Origin of the sequence: Pseudomonas sp. Gutcm_11s (assembly GCF_028649395.1) — a bacterium.
GTDB lineage: Bacteria > Pseudomonadota > Gammaproteobacteria > Pseudomonadales > Pseudomonadaceae > Aquipseudomonas.
Genome location: NZ_JAQSUW010000017.1, coordinates 459,719 through 479,164 on the forward strand (window position 1 = coordinate 459,719; position 19,446 = coordinate 479,164).

20 protein-coding genes and 1 riboswitch are annotated in these 19,446 nt (G+C 66.7%); of the genes, 14 read left to right on the forward strand and 6 right to left on the reverse strand.

Annotated elements, in window-relative coordinates; genetic code table 11:
• Positions 1 to 13: 13 nt before the first annotated feature.
• A complete protein-coding gene (gene ahcY, locus PTT45_RS20605) occupies positions 14 to 1,402 on the reverse strand; it encodes an adenosylhomocysteinase (RefSeq protein WP_273815854.1) in 1,389 nt (462 codons plus the stop codon).
• A 23-nt stretch (positions 1,403 to 1,425) separates the two neighbouring features.
• Positions 1,426 to 1,577: riboswitch (S-adenosyl-L-homocysteine riboswitch) on the reverse strand.
• Between the two features lie 237 nt (positions 1,578 to 1,814).
• On the opposite strand from ahcY, the gene PTT45_RS20610 reads away from it, so the two are divergent.
• The 3 genes from PTT45_RS20610 to PTT45_RS20620 all read left to right on the forward strand — a co-directional run bounded on the left by PTT45_RS20610 (position 1,815) and on the right by PTT45_RS20620 (position 4,563).
• Positions 1,815 to 3,401, forward strand: coding sequence for a methyl-accepting chemotaxis protein (locus PTT45_RS20610; RefSeq protein WP_273815855.1), 1,587 nt, complete (start codon positions 1,815 to 1,817; stop codon positions 3,399 to 3,401).
• Positions 3,402 to 3,643: 242 nt separating this feature from the next.
• Entirely contained in the window at positions 3,644 to 4,048 is a 405-nt protein-coding gene (locus PTT45_RS20615; RefSeq protein WP_273815857.1) for an acyl-CoA thioesterase, read from the forward strand.
• 65 nt (positions 4,049 to 4,113) lie between these two features.
• Entirely contained in the window at positions 4,114 to 4,563 is a 450-nt protein-coding gene (locus PTT45_RS20620) for a c-type cytochrome (RefSeq protein WP_443218218.1), read from the forward strand.
• Positions 4,564 to 4,570: 7 nt separating this feature from the next.
• Here PTT45_RS20620 and ligB read toward each other — a convergent pair whose 3' ends face one another.
• The 4 genes from ligB to PTT45_RS20640 all read right to left on the reverse strand — a co-directional run bounded on the left by ligB (position 4,571) and on the right by PTT45_RS20640 (position 9,044).
• Positions 4,571 to 6,229 (reverse strand): NAD-dependent DNA ligase LigB, encoded by a 1,659-nt coding sequence (gene ligB / locus PTT45_RS20625; RefSeq protein WP_273815859.1) that lies wholly within the window; start codon positions 6,227 to 6,229, stop codon positions 4,571 to 4,573.
• 63 nt (positions 6,230 to 6,292) lie between these two features.
• On the reverse strand, positions 6,293 to 6,685 hold the full coding sequence (locus PTT45_RS20630) for a DUF1090 domain-containing protein (RefSeq protein WP_273815860.1): 393 nt from the start codon (positions 6,683 to 6,685) through the stop codon (positions 6,293 to 6,295).
• A 145-nt stretch (positions 6,686 to 6,830) separates the two neighbouring features.
• Entirely contained in the window at positions 6,831 to 8,021 is a 1,191-nt protein-coding gene (metK, locus tag PTT45_RS20635; RefSeq protein ID WP_273815861.1) for a methionine adenosyltransferase, read from the reverse strand.
• Positions 8,022 to 8,036: 15 nt separating this feature from the next.
• Entirely contained in the window at positions 8,037 to 9,044 is a 1,008-nt protein-coding gene (locus PTT45_RS20640; RefSeq protein ID WP_273815862.1) for an ArsR/SmtB family transcription factor, read from the reverse strand.
• Between the two features lie 213 nt (positions 9,045 to 9,257).
• Between PTT45_RS20640 and tkt the strand changes: the two genes are divergently transcribed.
• The 11 genes from tkt (at position 9,258) to PTT45_RS20695 (ending at position 18,922) form a co-directional block, all read left to right on the forward strand.
• Positions 9,258 to 11,258, forward strand: a complete 2,001-nt coding sequence (gene tkt / locus PTT45_RS20645) for a transketolase (protein WP_273815864.1) — start codon at positions 9,258 to 9,260, stop codon at positions 11,256 to 11,258.
• Positions 11,259 to 11,303: 45 nt separating this feature from the next.
• Positions 11,304 to 12,350 carry an erythrose-4-phosphate dehydrogenase gene (epd, locus tag PTT45_RS20650; protein ID WP_273815865.1) on the forward strand — a complete coding sequence of 349 codons (1,047 nt, stop codon included), beginning with the start codon at positions 11,304 to 11,306 and terminating at the stop codon, positions 12,348 to 12,350.
• Between the two features lie 22 nt (positions 12,351 to 12,372).
• Positions 12,373 to 13,533 carry a phosphoglycerate kinase gene (locus PTT45_RS20655; protein WP_273815866.1) on the forward strand — a complete coding sequence of 387 codons (1,161 nt, stop codon included), beginning with the start codon at positions 12,373 to 12,375 and terminating at the stop codon, positions 13,531 to 13,533.
• Positions 13,534 to 13,641: 108 nt separating this feature from the next.
• Entirely contained in the window at positions 13,642 to 13,836 is a 195-nt protein-coding gene (locus PTT45_RS20660) for a hypothetical protein (RefSeq protein ID WP_273815867.1), read from the forward strand.
• Positions 13,837 to 13,857: 21 nt separating this feature from the next.
• A complete protein-coding gene (locus tag PTT45_RS20665) occupies positions 13,858 to 14,169 on the forward strand; it encodes an MliC family protein (RefSeq protein ID WP_273815868.1) in 312 nt (103 codons plus the stop codon).
• A gap of 197 nt (positions 14,170 to 14,366) precedes the next feature.
• Positions 14,367 to 15,431 carry a class II fructose-bisphosphate aldolase gene (fba, locus tag PTT45_RS20670; protein WP_273815869.1) on the forward strand — a complete coding sequence of 355 codons (1,065 nt, stop codon included), beginning with the start codon at positions 14,367 to 14,369 and terminating at the stop codon, positions 15,429 to 15,431.
• Between the two features lie 62 nt (positions 15,432 to 15,493).
• Positions 15,494 to 15,943 (forward strand): hypothetical protein, encoded by a 450-nt coding sequence (locus tag PTT45_RS20675; protein ID WP_273815870.1) that lies wholly within the window; start codon positions 15,494 to 15,496, stop codon positions 15,941 to 15,943.
• A 28-nt stretch (positions 15,944 to 15,971) separates the two neighbouring features.
• Complete coding sequence (locus PTT45_RS20680) at positions 15,972 to 16,469, forward strand: M48 metallopeptidase family protein (RefSeq protein ID WP_273815871.1); 498 nt, start codon at positions 15,972 to 15,974, stop codon at positions 16,467 to 16,469.
• 15 nt (positions 16,470 to 16,484) lie between these two features.
• Positions 16,485 to 16,916 carry a hypothetical protein gene (locus PTT45_RS20685; RefSeq protein WP_273815872.1) on the forward strand — a complete coding sequence of 144 codons (432 nt, stop codon included), beginning with the start codon at positions 16,485 to 16,487 and terminating at the stop codon, positions 16,914 to 16,916.
• 187 nt (positions 16,917 to 17,103) lie between these two features.
• Positions 17,104 to 18,153, forward strand: a complete 1,050-nt coding sequence (locus tag PTT45_RS20690) for a cyclic nucleotide-binding domain-containing protein (RefSeq protein WP_273815873.1) — start codon at positions 17,104 to 17,106, stop codon at positions 18,151 to 18,153.
• A 13-nt stretch (positions 18,154 to 18,166) separates the two neighbouring features.
• Positions 18,167 to 18,922 carry a substrate-binding periplasmic protein gene (locus tag PTT45_RS20695; protein WP_273815874.1) on the forward strand — a complete coding sequence of 252 codons (756 nt, stop codon included), beginning with the start codon at positions 18,167 to 18,169 and terminating at the stop codon, positions 18,920 to 18,922.
• A gap of 6 nt (positions 18,923 to 18,928) precedes the next feature.
• On the opposite strand, the gene PTT45_RS20700 is transcribed toward PTT45_RS20695, so the two are convergent.
• Positions 18,929 to 19,399 (reverse strand): transcription elongation factor GreAB, encoded by a 471-nt coding sequence (locus PTT45_RS20700; protein ID WP_273815875.1) that lies wholly within the window; start codon positions 19,397 to 19,399, stop codon positions 18,929 to 18,931.
• Positions 19,400 to 19,446: the final 47 nt, after the last annotated feature.

A 19,446-nucleotide genomic window follows, 5' to 3' on the forward strand; every position in this document is an offset into this window, starting at 1 on the left:
CCTTCCCGGTGCATCAGTAGCGGTAGGTGTCCGGCTTGAATGGGCCGGAGGCGTCGACGCCGATGTAATCGGCCTGCTGCTTGGTCAGCTGGGTGACCACGCCACCGAAGCCCTTGACCATCTCCAGCGCCACTTCCTCGTCCAGCTTCTTCGGCAGTACTTCCACGGTCAGGCGCTCGGCCTTCTTCTCGGCGGAGAGGTCGGCGTACTTCTGCTCGAACAGGAAGATCTGCGCCAGCACCTGGTTGGCGAAGGAGCCGTCCATGATGCGGCTCGGGTGGCCGGTGGCGTTGCCCAGGTTCACCAGACGGCCTTCGGCCAGCAGGATCAGGTAGTCGTCGTTGGTCGGATCGAAGCTGCCGGCGCCGGTACGGTGGATCTTGTGCACCTGCGGCTTGACCTCTTCCCACGCCCAGTTCTTGCGCATGAAGGCGGTGTCGATCTCGTTGTCGAAGTGGCCGATGTTGCACACCACGGCGCGCTTCTTCAGGGCCTTGAGCATGCCGGCGTCGCAGACGTTGACGTTACCGGTGGTGGTGACGATCAGGTCGATCTTGCCCAGCAGGGCGGCGTCGACGCTGGCTTCGCTACCGTCATTGAGGCCGTCCTTGTACGGGGAAACCAGCTCGAAGCCGTCCATGCAGGCCTGCATGGCGCAGATCGGGTCGACTTCGGAAACCTTGACGATCATGCCTTCCTGACGCAGCGACTGGGCGGAGCCCTTGCCCACGTCGCCGTAGCCGATTACCAGGGCCTGCTTGCCCGACAGCAGGTGGTCGGTGCCGCGCTTGATGGCGTCGTTCAGGCTGTGACGGCAGCCGTACTTGTTGTCGTTCTTGCTCTTGGTGACCGCGTCGTTGACGTTGATCGCCGGGACTTTCAGGGTGCCGGCCTTGAGCATGTCGAGCAGGCGGTGCACACCGGTGGTGGTCTCTTCGGTGACGCCGTGGATGCGCTCGAGCATCTGCGGGTATTTCTTGTGCAGGATCTCGGTCAGGTCACCGCCGTCGTCCAGCACCATGTTGGCGTCCCACGGCTGGCCATCTTTCAGGATGGTCTGCTCGATGCACCACTCGTACTCCTGCTCGGTCTCGCCCTTCCAGGCGAAGACCGGGATGCCGGCGGCGGCGATGGCAGCAGCGGCCTGGTCCTGGGTCGAGAAGATGTTGCAGGACGACCAGCGCACTTCGGCGCCCAGCGCGGTCAGGGTCTCGATCAGCACGCCGGTCTGGATGGTCATGTGGATGCAGCCGATGATCTTCGCGCCCTTGAGCGGCTGGCTGGCAGCGTACTTGCGACGCAGGCCCATCAGTGCCGGCATTTCCGACTCGGCGATGATCAGCTCTTTGCGGCCCCACTCGGCCAGGGAAATGTCGGCGACTTTGAAATCATTGAAAGCCATGCAATAGCACTCCATTCGTTGTCTGCGAATGGGCGCCGTTGATGCGTATGGTTAACGCCCCATCCGAGCCTGACAGACTGAGCATCTGGTTCGAGTCCGCCGCGGGGCATTGCTGGAATGCGGGGCTGGGGATTCGAAACAGATATTTCAGGCTGCTGCAGCGCCCCTCGGACAGGTGGCGGGCACGACCGGGCGGAGCCGATCGCGTGAAGCCCGGCGATTATAGCCAGCCAGACGGCTCAGCCCAAGGTCTTCCGTCGTCACGCGATGGGGCGTTGTGAGTACGTGGTGCACCTGGTTGGTGCGAAATCGCGCGAATGCCTGCCAGGCTAGGCCGCCAGCGCTGGCCATGATCTTGCTTGCAGCAGGTATTGGCCGCCGGTTTGGCGACCGTTCTGCCGGAGTCACCGCCATGTCGCCCACCCGCCTCTTCGACAACCTGCTGCGCCTGGTCGGCATGCGCACCCTCAATCAGCAGTTCCTGTTCTCCTACGCGCTGATGTTCGTGCTCGCCGTCACCGCTTCGGTGGCCCTGTACCTGAGCATGTCGGTGTCGCCGGAGACCATCAACGTGGCCGGCGCCCAGCGCATGCTCAGCCAGAAGATGACCAAGGAGGCGCTGCTGCTGCGCCAGGGCGCCAGCCAGCGCGCGGCGCTGGACGCCACCATCGCCCAGTTCGACCAGGCCCACCGCGACCTGCTGGCCGGCAATCCGGCGCGCAACATCAGCGTGATCCGCTCGCCGCAGATCCAGGCGCAGATGGCCAAGGTCGGCCAGCTGTGGAGCGCTTTCCGTCCGCGCCTGGAGCAGGTCGCTGGCGGTGGCGAGGCCGATCTGGGCGCGCTGGAGACGGCCTCGTTGACCCTGCTCAAGGAGATGAACCAGGCGGTGGGGCTGATGGCCGCACACGCCGAGAGCTCGCAGCGCCGGCAGATGTGGCTGGCCTTCGCCTGCGTGCTGGGCATCCTGGCCCTGGTGGTGCTCGGTCGGCAGTTCGGTCTCAGTCCGCTGATGCGCGACCTGCGCGCGGTGGAGGGGGCGCTGACCAAGGTCGGCGCCGGCGACTTCACCAGCGCCCTGCAGGGCGGCCAGGCGGACAACGAGATCGGCCGCATCTTCGCTGGCTACAACCGCATGCAGGAACAGGTGCGTGCGCTGCTGGCGCAGGTCAAGGACAGCGGTGAGCGCACTCGCCGGCATGTCGACCAGGCGGCCAGTGCCGCCGGTGCGGCGGGCGAAGACGTGCGCCAGCAGCACGAGGACCTGGACCAGGTGGCCACGGCGATGAACGAGATGAGCGCCACCGTGGCCGAGGTCGCACGCCACGCGGTGGGCGCTGCCGACTCCGCGCGTGGGGCCGACGGCCATGCCCGCTCCGGCCAGCAGGCCGTGCGGCGCAGTGCCGAACTGATCGAGGCGCTGACCGGTCAGCTGCAGCACAGCGGGCGCCAGGTCGAGCAGCTGGAGGCGGAGACCGCCGGCGTCGGCCAGGTGCTGGAGGTGATCACCGGCATCGCCCAGCAGACCAACCTGTTGGCGCTCAACGCGGCCATCGAGGCGGCGCGGGCCGGCGAGGCCGGGCGCGGCTTCGCGGTGGTTGCCGACGAGGTGCGCACCCTAGCCAGTCGCACCCAGCAGAGCACCGGCGAGATCCAGGCGATGATCCAGCGCCTGCAGGACGGCGCGCGCCAGGCGGTGGTGGCGATGCAGCAGAGCGAGGGCATGGCGCGGCAGAACCTGCAGCACATCGGCGAGGCAACGACGGTGCTCGGGCATATCGTCGGCGCGGTGGACAGCATCAATGCGATGAACGCGCAGATCGCCACCGCCGCCGAGCAGCAGAGCCAGGTGGCGGCGGAGATCGACCAGCGCATCGTGCACATCTCCGGTCTGGCCGAGCGCAGCCACGGCGATGCCGATCTGGTGGTGGAGGCCAGTTCGCAGATCCAGGCCGAGGTGCGCCGGCTCAACGAGCAACTCGGCCGCTTCCGCACCTGAGAACCTGCTTACGATCTCCTGGCTCGCGGCCATACGGCGTTAAAAACGACCTCGGAATGCTCATTTACCACTCGTAAACTCCGCTTCCTCTGCCGTTTTTAACGCCGTCTGGCTCTAATCCAGAAGACCGTAAGCAGGTTCTGAGTGGCTATCGGGCCGATTGAAAACCTTGCCGGGACATCGGCGCCGCTGCGGTTCATCCTGTCGCTCGAAACTGACCGACCAGACAGGAGAAAGTGGCGATGAAATTCCACACACGCAAATGGGTCAAGCCCGAAGACCTCAACCCCAACGGCACCTTGTTCGGTGGCAGCCTGCTGAAGTGGATCGACGAGGAGGCGGCGATCTACGCCATCATCCAGCTCGAGAGCCAGAGCGTGGTGACCAAGCTGATCTCCGAGATCAACTTCGTCAGCTCGGCGCGCCAGGGCGACATCATCGAACTGGGCCTGACCGCCACCGAATTCGGCCGCAGCTCGATCACCCTGCGTTGCGAGGTGCGCAACAAGATCACCCGCAAGAGCATCCTGACCATCGACCGCCTGGTGTTCGTCAACCTCGGCGCGGATGGCCTGCCGGCGCCGCACGGCAAGACCGAGATCACCTACATCCGCGACCGCTTCAAGGAAGAGCCTGCGACAGCCTAGCGCTTGGCGGGCGGGCGGAGACTGGCAATACTGTCGCCCCCTCCGCCCCTCACCGGCTGTAGATGATGAAGTCCAAACTGCTCCTGGCCCTGCTGGCCTGCACCCTGATGGCCGGCTGCGACCGGGTCGACCCCAATTCGCCGCTGGGCAAACGCCAGACGCTGTTCAAGGACATGCTGCGCAGCAGCGAGGACCTTGGCGGCATGCTGCGCGGGCGCCTGCCGTTCAACGAGCAGCGTTTCGCCGAAGGCTCGGTCAAGCTCGACGAGCTGTCGCGCCAGCCTTGGCAGTATTTCCCTCAGGTGCGCGAGAGCGGCGACGACAGCCACGCCCGCGACGAGGTCTGGCAGCGCCAGGAGCGCTTCCAACAACTGGCCAAGGAGCTGGAGGCGGCCACTGGCGAGCTGCGCTCGGCGGCGCAGGCCAAACCCTTGCAGCCCCAAACGCTGGAGGCTCCGGTGGCCAAGGTCGAGGCGGCCTGCAAGGCCTGCCACGAAGAGTTCCGCATCTACTAGTTACCGCCTAGAAGCCGGCGACCCCTGCGCTCTGCAGCTGCTCGCGCAGCTGCAGCACCTCCGGGTGGCGGAAGAAGGCTGCCAGCTGGGCTGCGCGGGTGGGCCCCACGCCAGCGTAGCTGTCCCAGTCGCCGACACTGCGCGCGGCCAGCGTCTGCCAGTCGCCCTGCAGCGGAGCCGAGCCACTCGGTGGCAGGCCCAGCGCCACCAGCCACTGCTGGAACGGGCGCTGGCGCGCGCCGGTGAAGCTCGCGTGCAAGTTGGCGGCGCTGCGCTGGCCCAGACCGGGTCGGGCGGCCAGGTCGCTCTCGCGCAGCTCCAGCCAACCGAGCAAACCTTCTAGTCGCAGCTTGTCCCAGGTGCCGGCGCCAACGCCGGACATGCCCAGCCCGCGCTTGCCGCCCAACCATTGCAGGCGCGCGGCGAACTGGCTCTCGCAGCCGGGCGTCGGCCGCCAGCAGCTCAGCGCATGGTGTTGCGCCGGGTCCGGCACGCGCAGTTCGGCGCGTTGCTGGCTGCGCCAGACCACGCTGTCGACGCGCGGGATGGTCAGGCCGGCGAGGGCAACCTGCACCTGATCACCGGGACGGATGTCCAGGGTCTGCCAGCGCTGCAGCGAGCCGAGGCCGACGCGCTGCACGCGGCGCCCATCGAGCTCCACCGGCTGTAGTTGCAACAGTGGCGTGATGCGCCCGGTGCGACCGATGCGGAACTGCACATCGCGCACCTCGGCCAGGGCCTGGCGTGGTGGATACTTCCAGGCTGCTGCCCAGCTCGGTGGCTCGGCGACCCAGCCATCGCCGCTGGGGCGACTGCCCTGGCGCAGTACCACGCCATCGCTGGCGAAGGGCAGCGGCTGGCGATACCAGCGCTCGCGCCACTGCTCGGCTTCTTCCACGCTGCGCAGCGGCAGAGTCAGGGCGACGCTGTCGCCGAAGCCCAGTTCGCGCAGGCCCTGCAGGCGTTCGGGCATGCTCGCGGGGCCGTTGGGCCAGTCCCAGACGAACAGGCCGATCTGCGCCGCTCGTGCCGCATCCAGCTCGCCGCGGGCCATGGCGCCGGCGGCCTGACCACGCAGGCCGTTGCCGCCATCGCGCGCCTGGACGTGGGCGGGGGTACGCCAATACAGCTCGCCCTGCAGGATCAGCTCGTCGTGGCGCGGCAGCTGCCGGGGAATGGCGTCGATCATGCGGGCGCGCGCCGTCCAGTCCTGGCCGCTGCGCCCGTCGCCGCGGCTGATCGCCTGCTGCAGGTTGCCGTCGCGGTAGACCAGGGTGACGGCCACACCGTCGACCTTGGGCTGGATCCACAGATCTTCGCGGCCGGACATCCAGGTGCGCACCGCCGCTTCGTCGCGCAGCTTGGCCAGGCCGGTCTGGGGTGCGGGGTGGATCAGCGGTCCGTTGGCGCCACGCAGCGTCGCATCGTCATGGTTGGCCGCCTGGGGAAAGCAGGCGCGCCATTGGGTCAGGCGACTACGGCTCTGGTCATAGATGTCGTCGTCGACCAGGGCGCGGCCCTGTGCGTGATAGGCCAGGTCCCATTCGGCGATGCGCTGCTCCAGGGCGGCGATCTCCTCGTGGGCACGGGTGGCGGGCCAGTCGGGGCAGGGGGCTGCTTGCGCCGCGCAGGCGAGCAGGCCGAATGAGGCGATCCAGCGGTACATGGCGAGCGTCCTTGCTCGTGAGTGACCGGCAATAGCCTAGTCGAGCCGTCGGACGGTGTCGGGTCAGCGTTGCAGGGCCTCCTGGGCTTCGCGCAACTCTTCGCGGGCCTCGGCCAGTTTGGCGCGGCGCTTCTCGACCTTTTCCGGGTCGTCCTTGCTCAGTGCCTTCTTCAGCTCGGCTTCACGGGTGCGCACCTCGTGTTCCGCCTCCAGCACCTTCTCTTCGCGCGACTTGTGCAGGCTGGCGTCGTCGCAGTGTTCGACGACCTGGCTCAGCGCCTCCTCAAGGCCGGACTGGCGGTCGCGATTGCCTTGCGCCTTGGCCTCCTCGATCTGCTGTTGCAGGTGTTCGCGCTTGGCGGCGCAGCCGGTGGTTTCGGCAGCTGTGGTTGGCAGGGCAGTGAGAGTGGCGCAGGCGGTAAGCAGGGTGATGGCCAGCAGATGCTGATGGGGCATGACGTGTTCCTCCTCGGTTGCAGAGTGGACCGCTGCGGGGCAGGGAGGGTTGCATGTTGGCATGGATCTGCCGGCCCGGCCTTGATGCAGGGCATAAAAAAACGCCGCCTGCCGGGTAGGCAGGCGGCGTTCTTGCGGCGCGGGCTTAGAGGCCGGCAGCGGCGCGCAGGTCGGCGACCTTGTCGGTCTTCTCCCAGGTGAAGGTGCTGAAGGTGTCGTTGCCGACAGTCTTCTGCTGCGGGGTGCGACCGAAGTGACCGTAGGCTGCAGTCTCCTGGTACATCGGGTGCAGCAGGTCGAGCATCTTGGTGATGGCGTACGGACGCAGGTCGAACACTTCACGCACCAGCTTGATGATCTTGTCTTCGGCGATCTTGTGGGTGCCGAAGGTGTTGATCGAGATGGAGGTCGGCAGGGCCACGCCGATGGCGTAGGACACCTGGATCTCGCAGCGGTCGGCCAGGCCGGCGGCAACGATGTTCTTGGCTACGTAACGACCGGCATAGGCAGCCGAACGGTCGACCTTGGATGGATCCTTGCCGGAGAAGGCGCCACCACCGTGACGGGCCATGCCGCCGTAGGAGTCGACGATGATCTTGCGGCCGGTCAGACCGCAGTCGCCCACCGGGCCGCCGATCACGAAGTTGCCGGTCGGGTTGATGTGGAACTGGGTGTCCTTGTGCAGCAGTTCGGCCGGCAGGGCGTGCTTGATGATCAGCTCCATCACGCCTTCACGCAGGTCGGCCAGCGACACTTCCGGGTTGTGCTGGGTGGACAGCACCACGGCGTCGATGCCGACCACCTTGCCGTTCTCGTACTGGCAGGTGACCTGGGACTTGGCATCCGGGCGCAGCCACGGCAGCAGGCCGGACTTGCGAGCTTCGGCCTGGCGCTCGACCAGGGCGTGGGAGAAGCGGATCGGTGCCGGCATCAGCACGTCGGTTTCGTTGCTGGCGTAGCCGAACATCAGGCCCTGGTCGCCGGCACCCTGGTCTTCCGGCTTGGCGCGGTCGACACCCTGGTTGATGTCCGGGGACTGCTTGCCAATGATGTTCATCACGCCGCAGGTGGCGCCGTCGAAGCCGACGTCGGAGCTGGTGTAGCCGATGTCGCAGATGACGTCACGGACGATCTGCTCGAGGTCGACCCAGGCGCTGGTGGTGACTTCGCCGGCGACGATGGCGACGCCGGTCTTGACCAGGGTTTCCACGGCCACGCGGGCGTGTTTGTCCTGGGTGATGATGGCGTCGAGGACGGCATCGGAAATCTGGTCGGCGATCTTGTCCGGGTGGCCTTCGGACACGGATTCGGAGGTAAACAGGGAGTATTCGCTCATTTTAAAATCCTATTCCTATTCATACCTGGTTTGGCGGGTTTGCTTCGCATCCGGCTTGGCGAAGTGCCGTACCTGAATCTGAAAGCCGTTCTTGAGGCCCACATAGAGGCTCTCGCCGGGCGTGAGCCCCGCGGCATCGGCCCAACGGGCCAGATCTTCCTGTTCGAAGCCGAGCCAGAGATCGCCGCAGGCCGTCCTGGCCCAGCTCTGGTCGTGGCTGCACAACTCGGTCACCAGCAGGCTGCCGCCGTTCTTCACCAGGCGGGCCAGCTGTTTCAGCGCCTCGGCCGGGGCGGCGAAATGGTGCAGGACCATGTTCACCACCACGCAGTCGGCGGCGCCGATTTCATCGTTCAGTGCATCGGCGAGCTGTAGCTCGACGTTGCCCAGTTGTTCTTGCTCGCAGCGCTGGCGAGCCAGCTCCAGCATCGCCTCGCTGTTGTCCAGCGCGACCACGCGGGCGAAGCGCCGCGCCAGTTCCGGCAGAAAGCCGCCGTCGCCGGGGCCGACTTCCAGCGCGGTGCTGCCGGCAGCAAAGCCCAGCGCATCGAGCAGGGCCAGCACGCTGTCGCGATACTGCGGCAGGCCGGCGATCAGGTCCTGCTGGGCCTGGAACTTGTCTGCTGTCTTGGCGAAGAAGTCGCGGCTGGCGGCGGCGCGCTGGGCGTGTACGGCGGCGATGCGCGCCTGTACCTCGTCCGGCAGTTGCAGGCCGTCGACCTCGGCCAGCAGCGCGCTGTGCAGCGCACCACCAAGCAGCTCGCCCTGCGGCAGGGCGCGGCGGTAGAAGATTGCGTTGCCCTCGCGGCGGGTGGCCACCAGGCCGGCCTGGGCCAGCACCTTGAGGTGGTGGCTCATGCCGGATTGGCCGATGGCGAAGATCTGCGCCAGCTCCAGCACGCCGAACGAATCGTTGGCCAGTGCGCGCAGCACGTTCAGGCGCAGCGGATCACCGCCGGCCTTGCACAGGGCAGCGAGTTCGTCGGCTGGCTCGAAGCGGAGCTGGGGCGCGCGCATGTTCATAAGGGCCGCAGTCTAGTCGGTCACTTTTCATCCAGCAACAGCAATATCAAAACTTTTTGATATTGCTTGGTGGGGCGGCTGCAATGCCTTGTACGGGCGTTGCTTGGCGGCTTTCGTCGATCTTTCATTGCCCCGACGGCGCCTGCTGGGCGAAAATACGCGCCTTTTTCCGCCCCCCTTCATTTAGAAGCAGCCCCCGCAGGAGATTCAGCGATGCCCAGCCGTCGTGAGCGAGCCAATGCCATTCGTGCCCTCAGCATGGATGCTGTGCAGAAAGCCAACAGCGGCCACCCAGGCGCCCCCATGGGCATGGCGGACATCGCCGAAGTGCTGTGGCGCGACTTCCTGCAGCACAACCCGAGCAACCCGAACTGGGCCGACCGCGACCGCTTCGTGCTGTCCAACGGCCACGGCTCGATGCTGATCTACTCGCTGCTGCACCTGACCGGCTACGACCTGGCCATCGACGACCTCAAGCAGTTCCGCCAGCTGCACAGTCGTACCCCGGGCCACCCGGAATACGGCTACACCCCGGGTGTCGAGACCACCACCGGCCCGCTGGGCCAGGGCATCGCCAACGCCGTCGGCTTCGCCATTGCCGAAAAAGTGCTGGGTGCGCAGTTCAACCGCCCGGGCCATGAAGTGGTCGACCACTTCACCTACGCCTTCCTCGGCGACGGCTGCATGATGGAAGGCATCAGCCACGAAGTCTGCTCGCTGGCCGGTACCCTGGGCCTGGGCAAGCTGGTCGCCTTCTACGACGACAACGGCATTTCCATCGACGGCGAAGTCCACGGCTGGTTCACCGATGACACCCCGGCGCGCTTCGAGGCCTACGGCTGGCAGGTGATCCGCAACGTCGACGGCCATGACGCCGACGAGATCAAGACCGCCATCGAGACCGCGCGCAAGACCAGCGACCGTCCGACCCTGATCTGCTGCAAGACCGTGATCGGCTTCGGTTCGCCGAACAAGGGCGGCAAGGAAGAGTGCCACGGTGCCCCGCTGGGCAACGACGAGATCGCCGCCACCCGCGCCGCGCTGAACTGGAACCATGGCCCGTTCGAGATCCCTTCGGAAATCTACGCCGAGTGGGACGCCAAGGAAGCCGGTGCCGCCCGTGAGGCCGCGTGGAACGACAAGTTCGCCGCCTACGCCGCCGCCCATCCGGAATTGGCCGCCGAGCTCAAGCGCCGCCTGGCTGGCGAGCTGCCGGCCGACTTCGCCGAGAAGTCCGCCGCCTACGTCGCCGAAGTGGCCGCCAAGGGCGAGACCATCGCCAGCCGCAAGGCCAGCCAGAACGCGCTGAACGCCTTCGGCCCGCTGCTGCCGGAGTTCCTCGGCGGTTCCGCCGACCTGGCCGGTTCCAACCTGACCCTGTGGAAGGGCTGCAAGGGTGTGGAATCCACTGACGCCGCCGGCAACTACCTGTTCTACGGCGTGCGCGAGTTCGGCATGAGCGCCATCATGAACGGCATCGCCCTGCACGGCGGCTTCATTCCGTACGGCGCGACCTTCCTGATCTTCATGGAATACGCGCGCAACGCCGTGCGCATGTCCGCGCTGATGAAAAAGCGCGTGCTCTACGTGTTCACCCACGACTCCATCGGTCTGGGCGAAGACGGCCCGACCCACCAGCCGATCGAGCAGCTGGCCAGCCTGCGTGGCACGCCGAACCTCGACACCTGGCGCCCGGCCGACGCCGTGGAATCCGCCGTGGCCTGGAAATACGCCATCGAGCGCAACGACGGCCCGTCCGCGCTGATCTTCAGCCGCCAGAACCTGCCGCACCAGAGCCGTGATGCCCAGCAGCTGGCCGATGTGGCCCGTGGCGCCTACGTGCTGAAAGACTGCGCCGGCGAGCCGGAGCTGATCCTGATCGCCACCGGTTCGGAAGTCGGCCTGGCCGTAGAGGCCGCAGGCAAGCTGAGCGAGCAGGGCAAGAAGGTCCGCGTCGTCTCCATGCCGTCGACCTCCGTGTTCGACCAGCAGGACGCTGCCTACAAGCAGGCCGTACTACCGCTGCAGGTCGGCGCGCGCATCGCCATCGAGGCCTCGCACGCGGACTACTGGTACAAGTACGTCGGCCTGGAAGGTCGGATCATCGGCATGACCACCTTCGGTGAGTCCGCCCCGGCCGCGCAGCTGTTCGAGGAGTTCGGCTTCACCGTCGCCAACATCCTGGAAACCGCCGCCGAGCTGCTGGACGCCTGATGCGCCCGGCCCCCTTGCATGAGGGGGCCACGCCGAGACCCCGCCATGGCCAAACGCCCGCTTAAAGTCGCCCTCAACGGATACGGCCGCATCGGCCGTTGCGTGCTGCGCGCCCTGCACGAGCGCGGCGCCGCGGCCGGCTTCGAGATAGTCGCGTTGAACGATCTGGCCGACCAGGCCAGCATCGAGTACCTGACCCGCTTCGACTCCACCCACGGCCGTTTCCCCGGCGAGGTGAAGGTCGACGGCGACTGCCTGCACATCAACGGCGACTGCGTGAAGGTCCTGCGCCAGAGCGAGCCAGAGGCTATCGACTGGGCCGGCCTGGGCATCGACCTGCTGCTGGAGTGCTCCGGCGTCTACCACAGCCGCGCCGATGGCGAGCGCTTCCTCAACGCCGGTGCGCCGCGCGTGCTGTTCTCCCAGCCGATGGCCGGCGAGGCGGATGTCGATGCCACCGTGGTATTCGGCGTCAACCAGCAGCGCCTGACCGGCGCCGAGAAGCTGGTGTCGAACGCCTCCTGCACCACCAACTGCGCGGTGCCGCTGCTCAAGCTGCTCGACGAGACGCTGGGCATCGAGTACGTGTCGATCACCACCATCCACTCGGCGATGAACGACCAACCGGTAATCGACGCCTACCACCATGAAGACCTGCGCCGCACGCGCTCGGCCTTCCAGTCGGTGATCCCGGTATCCACCGGCCTGGCTCGCGGTATCGAGCGCCTGCTGCCGGAACTGGCCGGGCGCATCCAGGCCAAGGCCATCCGCGTGCCGACGGTCAACGTCTCCTGCCTGGACATCACCCTGCAGGTCGCGCGCGACACCAGTGCCGCCGAGATCAACCGGGTGCTACGCCAGGCCGCCGAGGCCGGCCCGCTCAAGGGCCTGCTGGCCTACACCGAGCTGCCCCACGCCAGCTGCGATTTCAACCACGACGCCCATTCGGCGATTGTCGACGGCAGCCAGACCCGCGTGTCCGGCCCGCGCCTGGTCAACCTGCTGGCCTGGTTCGACAACGAATGGGGCTTCGCCAACCGTATGCTCGACGTCGCGGAACACTTCCTCGCCGTCTCCAACCCATCCAAGTAACCAGCCCCGTGAAGGACTGACCATGACCGTTCTGAAGATGACCGACCTCGACCTCGCCGGTAAGCGCGTGCTGATCCGCGAAGACCTCAACGTGCCGGTGAAGGACGGTGTGGTGAAGAGCGACGCGCGCATCCTCGCCTCCCTGCCGACCATCAAGCTGGCCCTGGAGAAGGGCGCGGCCGTGATGGTCTGCTCGCACCTGGGCCGCCCGACCGAGGGCGAGTTCTCCGAGGAGAACAGCCTGGCACCGGTCGCCGCCTACCTGAGCAAGGCTCTGGGCCGTGAAGTACCGCTGGTCAAGGATTACCTGGGCGGCGTCGAGGTGAAAGCCGGCGACATCGTGCTGTTCGAGAACGTGCGCTTCAACAAGGGCGAGAAGAAGAACGCCGACGAGCTGGCCCAGCAATACGCTGCCCTGTGCGACGTGTTCGTGATGGACGCCTTCGGTACCGCCCACCGCGCCGAGGGCTCGACCCATGGCGTGGCCAAGTTCGCCAAGGTCGCCGCTGCCGGCCCGCTGCTGGCTGCCGAGCTGGACGCCCTGGGCAAGGCCCTGGGCAACCCGGCTCGTCCGATGGCTGCCATCGTTGCCGGCTCCAAGGTCTCCACCAAGCTCGACGTGCTGAACAGCCTGAGCCAGATCTGCGACCAGCTGATCGTCGGCGGCGGCATCGCCAATACCTTCCTCGCCGCCGCCGGTTTCCCGGTCGGCAAGTCGCTGTACGAGGCCGACCTGGTCGACACCGCCAAGGCCATCGCGGCCAAGGTCAGCGTGCCGCTGCCGGTTGACGTGGTCGTGGCCAAGGCCTTCGCCGAAGACGCTGAAGCGACCGTGAAAGCCATCGCCGACGTCGCCGAAGACGACATGATCCTCGACATCGGCCCGCAGACTGCCGCGCAGTTCGCCGAGCTGCTGAAGTCGTCCAAGACCATCCTGTGGAACGGCCCGGTCGGCGTGTTCGAGTTCGACCAATTCGGCAATGGCACCAAGGTGCTGGCCCAGGCCATCGCCGAGAGCCCGGCGTTCTCCATCGCTGGCGGCGGCGACACCCTGGCGGCCATCGACAAGTACGGCGTGAACGAGCAGATCAGCTATATCTCCACCGGTGGTGGCGCCTTCCTCGAATTCGTCGAGGGCAAGGTCCTGCCGGCCGTGGAAGTGCTGGAGCAGCGCGCCAAGTAAGGCCCTGCCGACGATCATGTCGTCGGCAGCTTGAAGAGCATCGGCGCTAAACCAAAGTCCTCTTCGCGCGGTCCCTTGCACAGGAACCCCGGAGAAAGGAGCACGGTCATGCGCCAGCTCGCGATACTGTTACTCTGTGCCGGCCTCGCCGGTTGTAGTGGCAAGGGCTCGGCCCCCAGCACCTGCGAGGTGCTGAGCCCGCCCGAGATCATCCTGCCGACTACCCAGGACGACCAGCGGGTCGAGGCGCAGAGCAGCGGCGACCCGACGGTGAGCGGCAGCGAGCAGCAGAACTGCCCCTGACGTTCTGACATGGAGTGTGCGATGAGAGCATTGATCCTGGCGTTGTCCGCGCCGCTGCTGAGCGCTTGCGCCAGCCAGTCGGAGCCAGCCGACCAGTGGACCCGCTGGGTCTGCGACAGCCAGGCCGAAGTGCTGTGGCGACCGGTGGGCGACGAGGCAGTCGACCTGCGCCTGGGCGGCGGTGACATCGTCCACCGCCTGCAGCGCGAACCCTCGGGTTCCGGCGTGCTCTATAGCGACGGCATCCTGGCCTTCCACAGCAAGGGCGAGGAAGGCCTGGTGTACCGGGTGGCGGACAACGACCTGATCGGTCGCGGCTGCAAGGCACAGTAATTGCGGTAAGCAGGGCTCGGACCACGGTTCGGGCCGCTAGTGCGGCGGGCACCTAGCCCCGCCGGATTCGAATCCCGCGCGCCGAGAAGGGGCGCGGGGCGGGAGAGGGTGACCCCCGATCCCCTGAAACTTGAACAAGGCCCGCCGCTGCGGCAGGCTTGCACGATCAACGACCCATTCCGGGAGAAAGGAACACCATGGCACTCATCAGCATGCGCCAGATGCTCGACCACGCCGCCGAATTCGGCTACGGCGTGCCGGCCTTCAACGTCAACAACCTCGAGCAGATGCGCGCGATCATGGAAGCGGCCGACAAGACCGACTCCCCGGTGATCGTCCAGGCTTCCGCCGGTGCTCGCAAATACGCCGGTGCACCCTTCCTGCGCCACCTGATCCTGGCCGCCATCGAAGAATTCCCGCATATCCCTGTGTGCATGCACCAGGACCACGGCACCAGCCCGGACGTGTGCCAGCGTTCGATCCAGCTGGGCTTCAGCTCGGTGATGATGGACGGCTCCCTGCGTGAAGATGGCAAAACTCCGGCCGACTACGAATACAACGTCCGTGTGACCCAGCAGACCGTGGCTTTCGCCCACGCCTGCGGCGTGTCCGTGGAAGGCGAGCTGGGCTGCCTGGGCAGCCTGGAAACCGGCATGGCCGGTGAAGAAGACGGCGTTGGCGCCGAAGGCGTGCTCGACCACAGCCAGCTGCTGACCGACCCGGAAGAGGCTGCCGACTTCGTCAAGCGCACCCAGGTCGACGCCCTGGCCATCGCCATCGGCACCAGCCACGGCGCCTACAAGTTCACCAAGCCGCCAACCGGCGATGTGCTCTCCATCGAGCGCATCAAGGAAATCCACAAGCGCATCCCCAATACCCACCTGGTGATGCACGGCTCCAGCTCGGTGCCGCAAGAGTGGCTGAAGGTGATCAACGAGTTCGGCGGCGACATCAAGGAAACCTACGGCGTGCCGGTCGAGGAAATCGTCGAAGGCATCAAGCACGGCGTGCGCAAGGTCAATATCGACACCGACCTGCGCCTGGCCTCTACCGGTGCCATCCGCCGCATGATGGCCGAGCACCCGAGTGAGTTCGACCCGCGCAAGTTCTTCGCCAAAACCATCGTCGCCATGCGTGACATCTGCATCGCCCGCTACGAAGCCTTCGGCACCGCCGGCAACGCCTCCAAGATCAAGCCGATCAACCTGGAAGGCATGTTCCAGCGCTACGCCAGCGGCGAGCTGACCGCCAAGGTCAACTAAGCTAGCTGCTGCACCGAAAGCCCCGCTCTGCGGGGCTTTCGTCTATCTGGGGGGAGGGGAATATGCGGCCCATCGTGCGTGGCGTCTTGTGGGGCACCGTGCTGGTGCTCACCGGCTGCGTCCAGCAGGCGCGGCAGGCAAGCTCTGTCGAACCGGCTGCACCTGTGCTGGTGCTGGTCGATCCACAAAGCTGCGGCGAACGGGCGGATTGCACCACCAAGGTCTCGCGCACGCTGCTGTTCGTCTTCGACTATGCCGCCGCCGGTGGGCATCTGCTGCAGCGCCAGGGGCGGTTGTTGTTCACCCCGGATGAGGTCGCTCCGAGCGAGTGGCCGGCCATTGCCATTCGCCTGGCCGAGCCGGCTGACAGCCGCTTCGAGTTCGCTGCCGAATGCCAGGTTGCGCAATGCCGCTACGGCGCAGATGAGCTGCTGCGGGTCTATCGCAGCTATCTGGCTGATCGGCCCTGCTCGCTGTTGCTGGACGCCGCGGTGCGTGGCTGCGCGCCCTGATGGTGGCTGGCGGGGTTACACTGCGCCCATGAGCACGCCTTTCAAATACCTCCAGGGCTACCCGCCGCACCTGCAGCAGCAGGTGATGCAGATGGTCGCCGAGAATCGCCTGGGCGATTACCTGGCCAAGCGTTATCCCGATCGCCACCAGGTGCAAAGCGACAAGGCGCTGTATGGCTACACCACCGAGCTGAAACAGGAATACCTGCGCAGCGCGCCGGCCATCGACAAGGTGCTGTACGACAACCGCCTCGACCTGACTCATCGGGCGCTGGGCCTGCACACAGCGGTGTCGCGGGTGCAGGGCGGCAAGCTCAAGGCGAAGAAGGAGATCCGCGTGGCCGCGCTGTTCAAGGACGCTGCGCCGGAGTTCCTCAACATGATCGTGGTGCATGAGCTGGCGCACCTGAAGGAGGCCGAGCACAACAAGGCGTTCTACAAGCTGTGCCAGTACATGTTGCCGGACTACCATCAGCTGGAATTCGACCTGCGCCTGTACCTGACCTGGCGCGATCTGGCGGACTGACCACGGAGCGCTCTCATGGATGAGATCAACCCTTACGCCACACCGGGAAGTGCTTTGCGGCGGGATGTGGCGGTGGTTCTCGGCAAGCCACGCGGCTACGGCTGGTACAAGTGGTGCAGCCTGATCTACGGCGCTCTCGCCCTGCTTACCGCCCTGATCGCCTGGTTAAGCAAGGCGCTCAACTTGGCGCCGATGAGCCTCGTGGTGACGACGATCATCTTGGCGCCGTTGATCAGCTACTTGCTGATCACTACGCGTGCGCGTGCACTCATCTATCTGTGGCTGCCTCTGCACCTCCTAGGTGCTTTGATGTTGCTGGCCTTTGGCTTCGACAAAGTAAGCGAGGCTGGCCCCTTGAGGGCCGGCATCATCCTCTTCATGGTCGGTAGCAACCTGCTGTCCTGGCCGGCCAGCCTGTACTTCCACTGGCGCCTGGGCAAGAAGTAGGCAACGCCAGCCAGCCCACGTGAGCGCTGGCCTGTAGCCATCCATCACCGGCTTATCCACAGAGTCATCCCCGGCCTCTGTGCACAACCTGCTGATTCGAAAGCGCTTTTCTGGTGTGCGACCAATGGCATGGGGGTTGCCGGCGGGCGGTGCCATAGTGGTGACATCACTCGCAGGAGGGACCGCCATGAGCAGCGCCCCGCTTACGCCCGAGCAGCTGAGCAGCTTCAGTCCGATGGACTTCCTCACGCCTGCCTATCGGCAGCAGCTGCATGCCGGGCTCAAGTATCTGCAGCACCCGGCCGGCACCCAACTGCTGACCAAGGGCGAGCGCGCCCTGGCCCAGTACTACCTGCTGGAGGGCAAGGTGGCGGTGGATGCCGGGCCAACCCGGCAGACCATCGAGGGCGGCTCGCCCCAGGCGCACATGCCGCTCAACCCCGGGCAGACCAACCCGCACAGCATCAAGGCACTCACCGACGTGCGCCTGTTCGCCGTCGAGCACCAGTTGCTGGAGCGCTTGCTCGGCTGGAGCCAGGATGCTGCCTACCAGGTCAGTAGCCTGGGTGGCGGCATGGTCGAGGAGCACGACGAGGACGACTGGCTGGCGCGCCTGCTCAATACGCCGCTGTTCGGCCGCCTGCCGCCATCGCACCTGCATGCGCTGTTGGCCCGCTTCGAATACCTGGCGGTGCGTGCCGGCGAGGCGGTGGTCACCTATGGCGAGCCGGGCGAGCACTTCTACGTGATCAAGCAGGGGCGGGCGCGCATCAGCCTGCCGCAGGCCTATCGCGAACAACCGACCCAGGTGCTGGAACGCGGCGACTTCTTCGGCGAGGAGGCGCTGGTCAGCGGTGCGGTGCGCTCGGCCAGCGTGACCATGCTGGAGGATGGCGAGCTGGCCCGCCTGCACCGCGAGGTGTTCGTCGAGCTGGTGCGGCCGAGCCTGATTCCGCGCATCAGCGGCCAGGACCTGGATCGGCTGAGCCACCAGGGCAGCCGCAAGTACCTGCTGCTCGACGTACGCCTGGCGGTGGAATATCGCCTGGGCCACCTGCCGGACAGCTTCAACCTGCCGGTGGCCAACCTGCGCACGCATGCCGACAGCCTGGATCGTGCCACCTGCTACGTGGTCACCCCGGACGGCGGCATTCGCAGCGAGCTGGCCGTGCACCTGCTCAATCAACTGGGCTTCGACGCCTACCTACTGAGCGATACGACTCCCCAAGCGGCCTGAGCAGGAGCGCTACATGCGCCATCCCACGTTGTGCTCGTTGTTGCTGATGTTGTGCTGCGGGGTGTTTGCCGGTGTGTCGGCGGCCCGCGAGCTGCTGGTGGTCGGCACCAGCTTTCCACAGGTCTATGAGCGCGATGCCAGCGGTGACTTCACCGGCCTGGCCCCGGCGGTGCTGCGCCGCCTGGCGGCCGAACTGGGTGGCGAGCTGCGCTTCGAGCTGTACCCCTGGGCGCGTGCGCAGCGCATGGTCGAGCATGGCGAGGCGGACATCCTGGTCGGTCCCTATCGCACCGCCGAGCGCGAGGCGCGCTTCGCCTTCGCTGCCGAGCCCTTCTACCAGGACCGCATCCTGTTCTATGCGCGCATCGACCGGCGCGCGGATTGGGACGGCGACTATGCCAGCCTGGCGGGGCGCCGCGTCGCGGTGGTGCGCGGCTGGATCTACGGCCGCCAGTTCGAGGACGCGCGGGCGCGCCTGCAGCCGGTCACGGTGGAGTCGGTGAGCAACGGCCTGCGCATGCTCGCGGCTGGCCGCATCGACCTGCTGGCCAGCAACCAGCGCAACACCCAGCCGTATCTGACGGCGCCATTGCAGCAGACGGTCGCCGAGCTGCTGCCGCTGATCGACGTGCAGCGCGGCTACTTCGCCTTCCCGCGAGATCCCGACCACGACCGACTGCGCGAGCGCTTCGACCGCGCCTTCGATGAGCTGGTGGCCTCGGGGCAACTGGCGCGGCTGGCGGCGCCGCTCGGCGTCAGCGTGCCCTGAGCGGCGTCACTCCACGCGCAGGATCTGCCAGGTGGCAGGGCCGGCCTGCACCTCGTCGCCAGGGCCACGACCGAGCAGCTGGGCGCCGAGCGGCGCCTGGGTGGTGATCAGTACCACCTCCTGCCCATCGTGCTGCAGCTTGAGGCCGGCGCCATCCGGGCCGAGCAGCAGGCATTGCTGACGACCGGCGGCGTCTTCCAGCCAGATCAGGGCGCCGAGCTGGATGCCGCTGGCGTCGTAGTAGGCGCGCAGCTGCAGGGTGCGCCAGGCATTCAGCGCACGGCGGATTTCCTCGACCCGGCGCGACTGCCCGGCGGCCAGGTAGGAGGCCTCCAGGCCACGGGTGTCGTACTTGTTCTCCGCCTTGCTCTCCTCGTGGGTGGCGGCCTGGCGCGCGGTTTCGGCGGCGGCGACCAGCAGCGCGAGATCGGCCTCGAGGCGCTGGCATACCTGTTGCTGGAGGAGAAGCTTGTCCATGGTGCGACATCGGTGGTGGCGGGGCGTGCAGGGTAGCAGCCTCACCG

Bases quoted from the DNA above. Each gene is read 5' to 3' on its own strand.
- ahcY (WP_273815854.1), bottom strand. From the start codon at position 1,402: ATGGCTTTCAATGATTTCAAAGTCGCCGACATTTCCCTGGCCGAGTGG.
- PTT45_RS20610 (WP_273815855.1), top strand. From the start codon at position 1,815: ATGTCGCCCACCCGCCTCTTCGACAACCTGCTGCGCCTGGTCGGCATG.
- PTT45_RS20615 (WP_273815857.1), top strand. From the start codon at position 3,644: ATGAAATTCCACACACGCAAATGGGTCAAGCCCGAAGACCTCAACCCC.
- PTT45_RS20620 (WP_443218218.1), top strand. From the start codon at position 4,114: ATGAAGTCCAAACTGCTCCTGGCCCTGCTGGCCTGCACCCTGATGGCC.
- ligB (WP_273815859.1), bottom strand. From the start codon at position 6,229: ATGTACCGCTGGATCGCCTCATTCGGCCTGCTCGCCTGCGCGGCGCAA.
- PTT45_RS20630 (WP_273815860.1), bottom strand. From the start codon at position 6,685: ATGCCCCATCAGCATCTGCTGGCCATCACCCTGCTTACCGCCTGCGCC.
- metK (WP_273815861.1), bottom strand. From the start codon at position 8,021: ATGAGCGAATACTCCCTGTTTACCTCCGAATCCGTGTCCGAAGGCCAC.
- PTT45_RS20640 (WP_273815862.1), bottom strand. From the start codon at position 9,044: ATGAACATGCGCGCGCCCCAGCTCCGCTTCGAGCCAGCCGACGAACTC.
- tkt (WP_273815864.1), top strand. From the start codon at position 9,258: ATGCCCAGCCGTCGTGAGCGAGCCAATGCCATTCGTGCCCTCAGCATG.
- epd (WP_273815865.1), top strand. From the start codon at position 11,304: ATGGCCAAACGCCCGCTTAAAGTCGCCCTCAACGGATACGGCCGCATC.
- PTT45_RS20655 (WP_273815866.1), top strand. From the start codon at position 12,373: ATGACCGTTCTGAAGATGACCGACCTCGACCTCGCCGGTAAGCGCGTG.
- PTT45_RS20660 (WP_273815867.1), top strand. From the start codon at position 13,642: ATGCGCCAGCTCGCGATACTGTTACTCTGTGCCGGCCTCGCCGGTTGT.
- PTT45_RS20665 (WP_273815868.1), top strand. From the start codon at position 13,858: ATGAGAGCATTGATCCTGGCGTTGTCCGCGCCGCTGCTGAGCGCTTGC.
- fba (WP_273815869.1), top strand. From the start codon at position 14,367: ATGGCACTCATCAGCATGCGCCAGATGCTCGACCACGCCGCCGAATTC.
- PTT45_RS20675 (WP_273815870.1), top strand. From the start codon at position 15,494: ATGCGGCCCATCGTGCGTGGCGTCTTGTGGGGCACCGTGCTGGTGCTC.
- PTT45_RS20680 (WP_273815871.1), top strand. From the start codon at position 15,972: ATGAGCACGCCTTTCAAATACCTCCAGGGCTACCCGCCGCACCTGCAG.
- PTT45_RS20685 (WP_273815872.1), top strand. From the start codon at position 16,485: ATGGATGAGATCAACCCTTACGCCACACCGGGAAGTGCTTTGCGGCGG.
- PTT45_RS20690 (WP_273815873.1), top strand. From the start codon at position 17,104: ATGAGCAGCGCCCCGCTTACGCCCGAGCAGCTGAGCAGCTTCAGTCCG.
- PTT45_RS20695 (WP_273815874.1), top strand. From the start codon at position 18,167: ATGCGCCATCCCACGTTGTGCTCGTTGTTGCTGATGTTGTGCTGCGGG.
- PTT45_RS20700 (WP_273815875.1), bottom strand. From the start codon at position 19,399: ATGGACAAGCTTCTCCTCCAGCAACAGGTATGCCAGCGCCTCGAGGCC.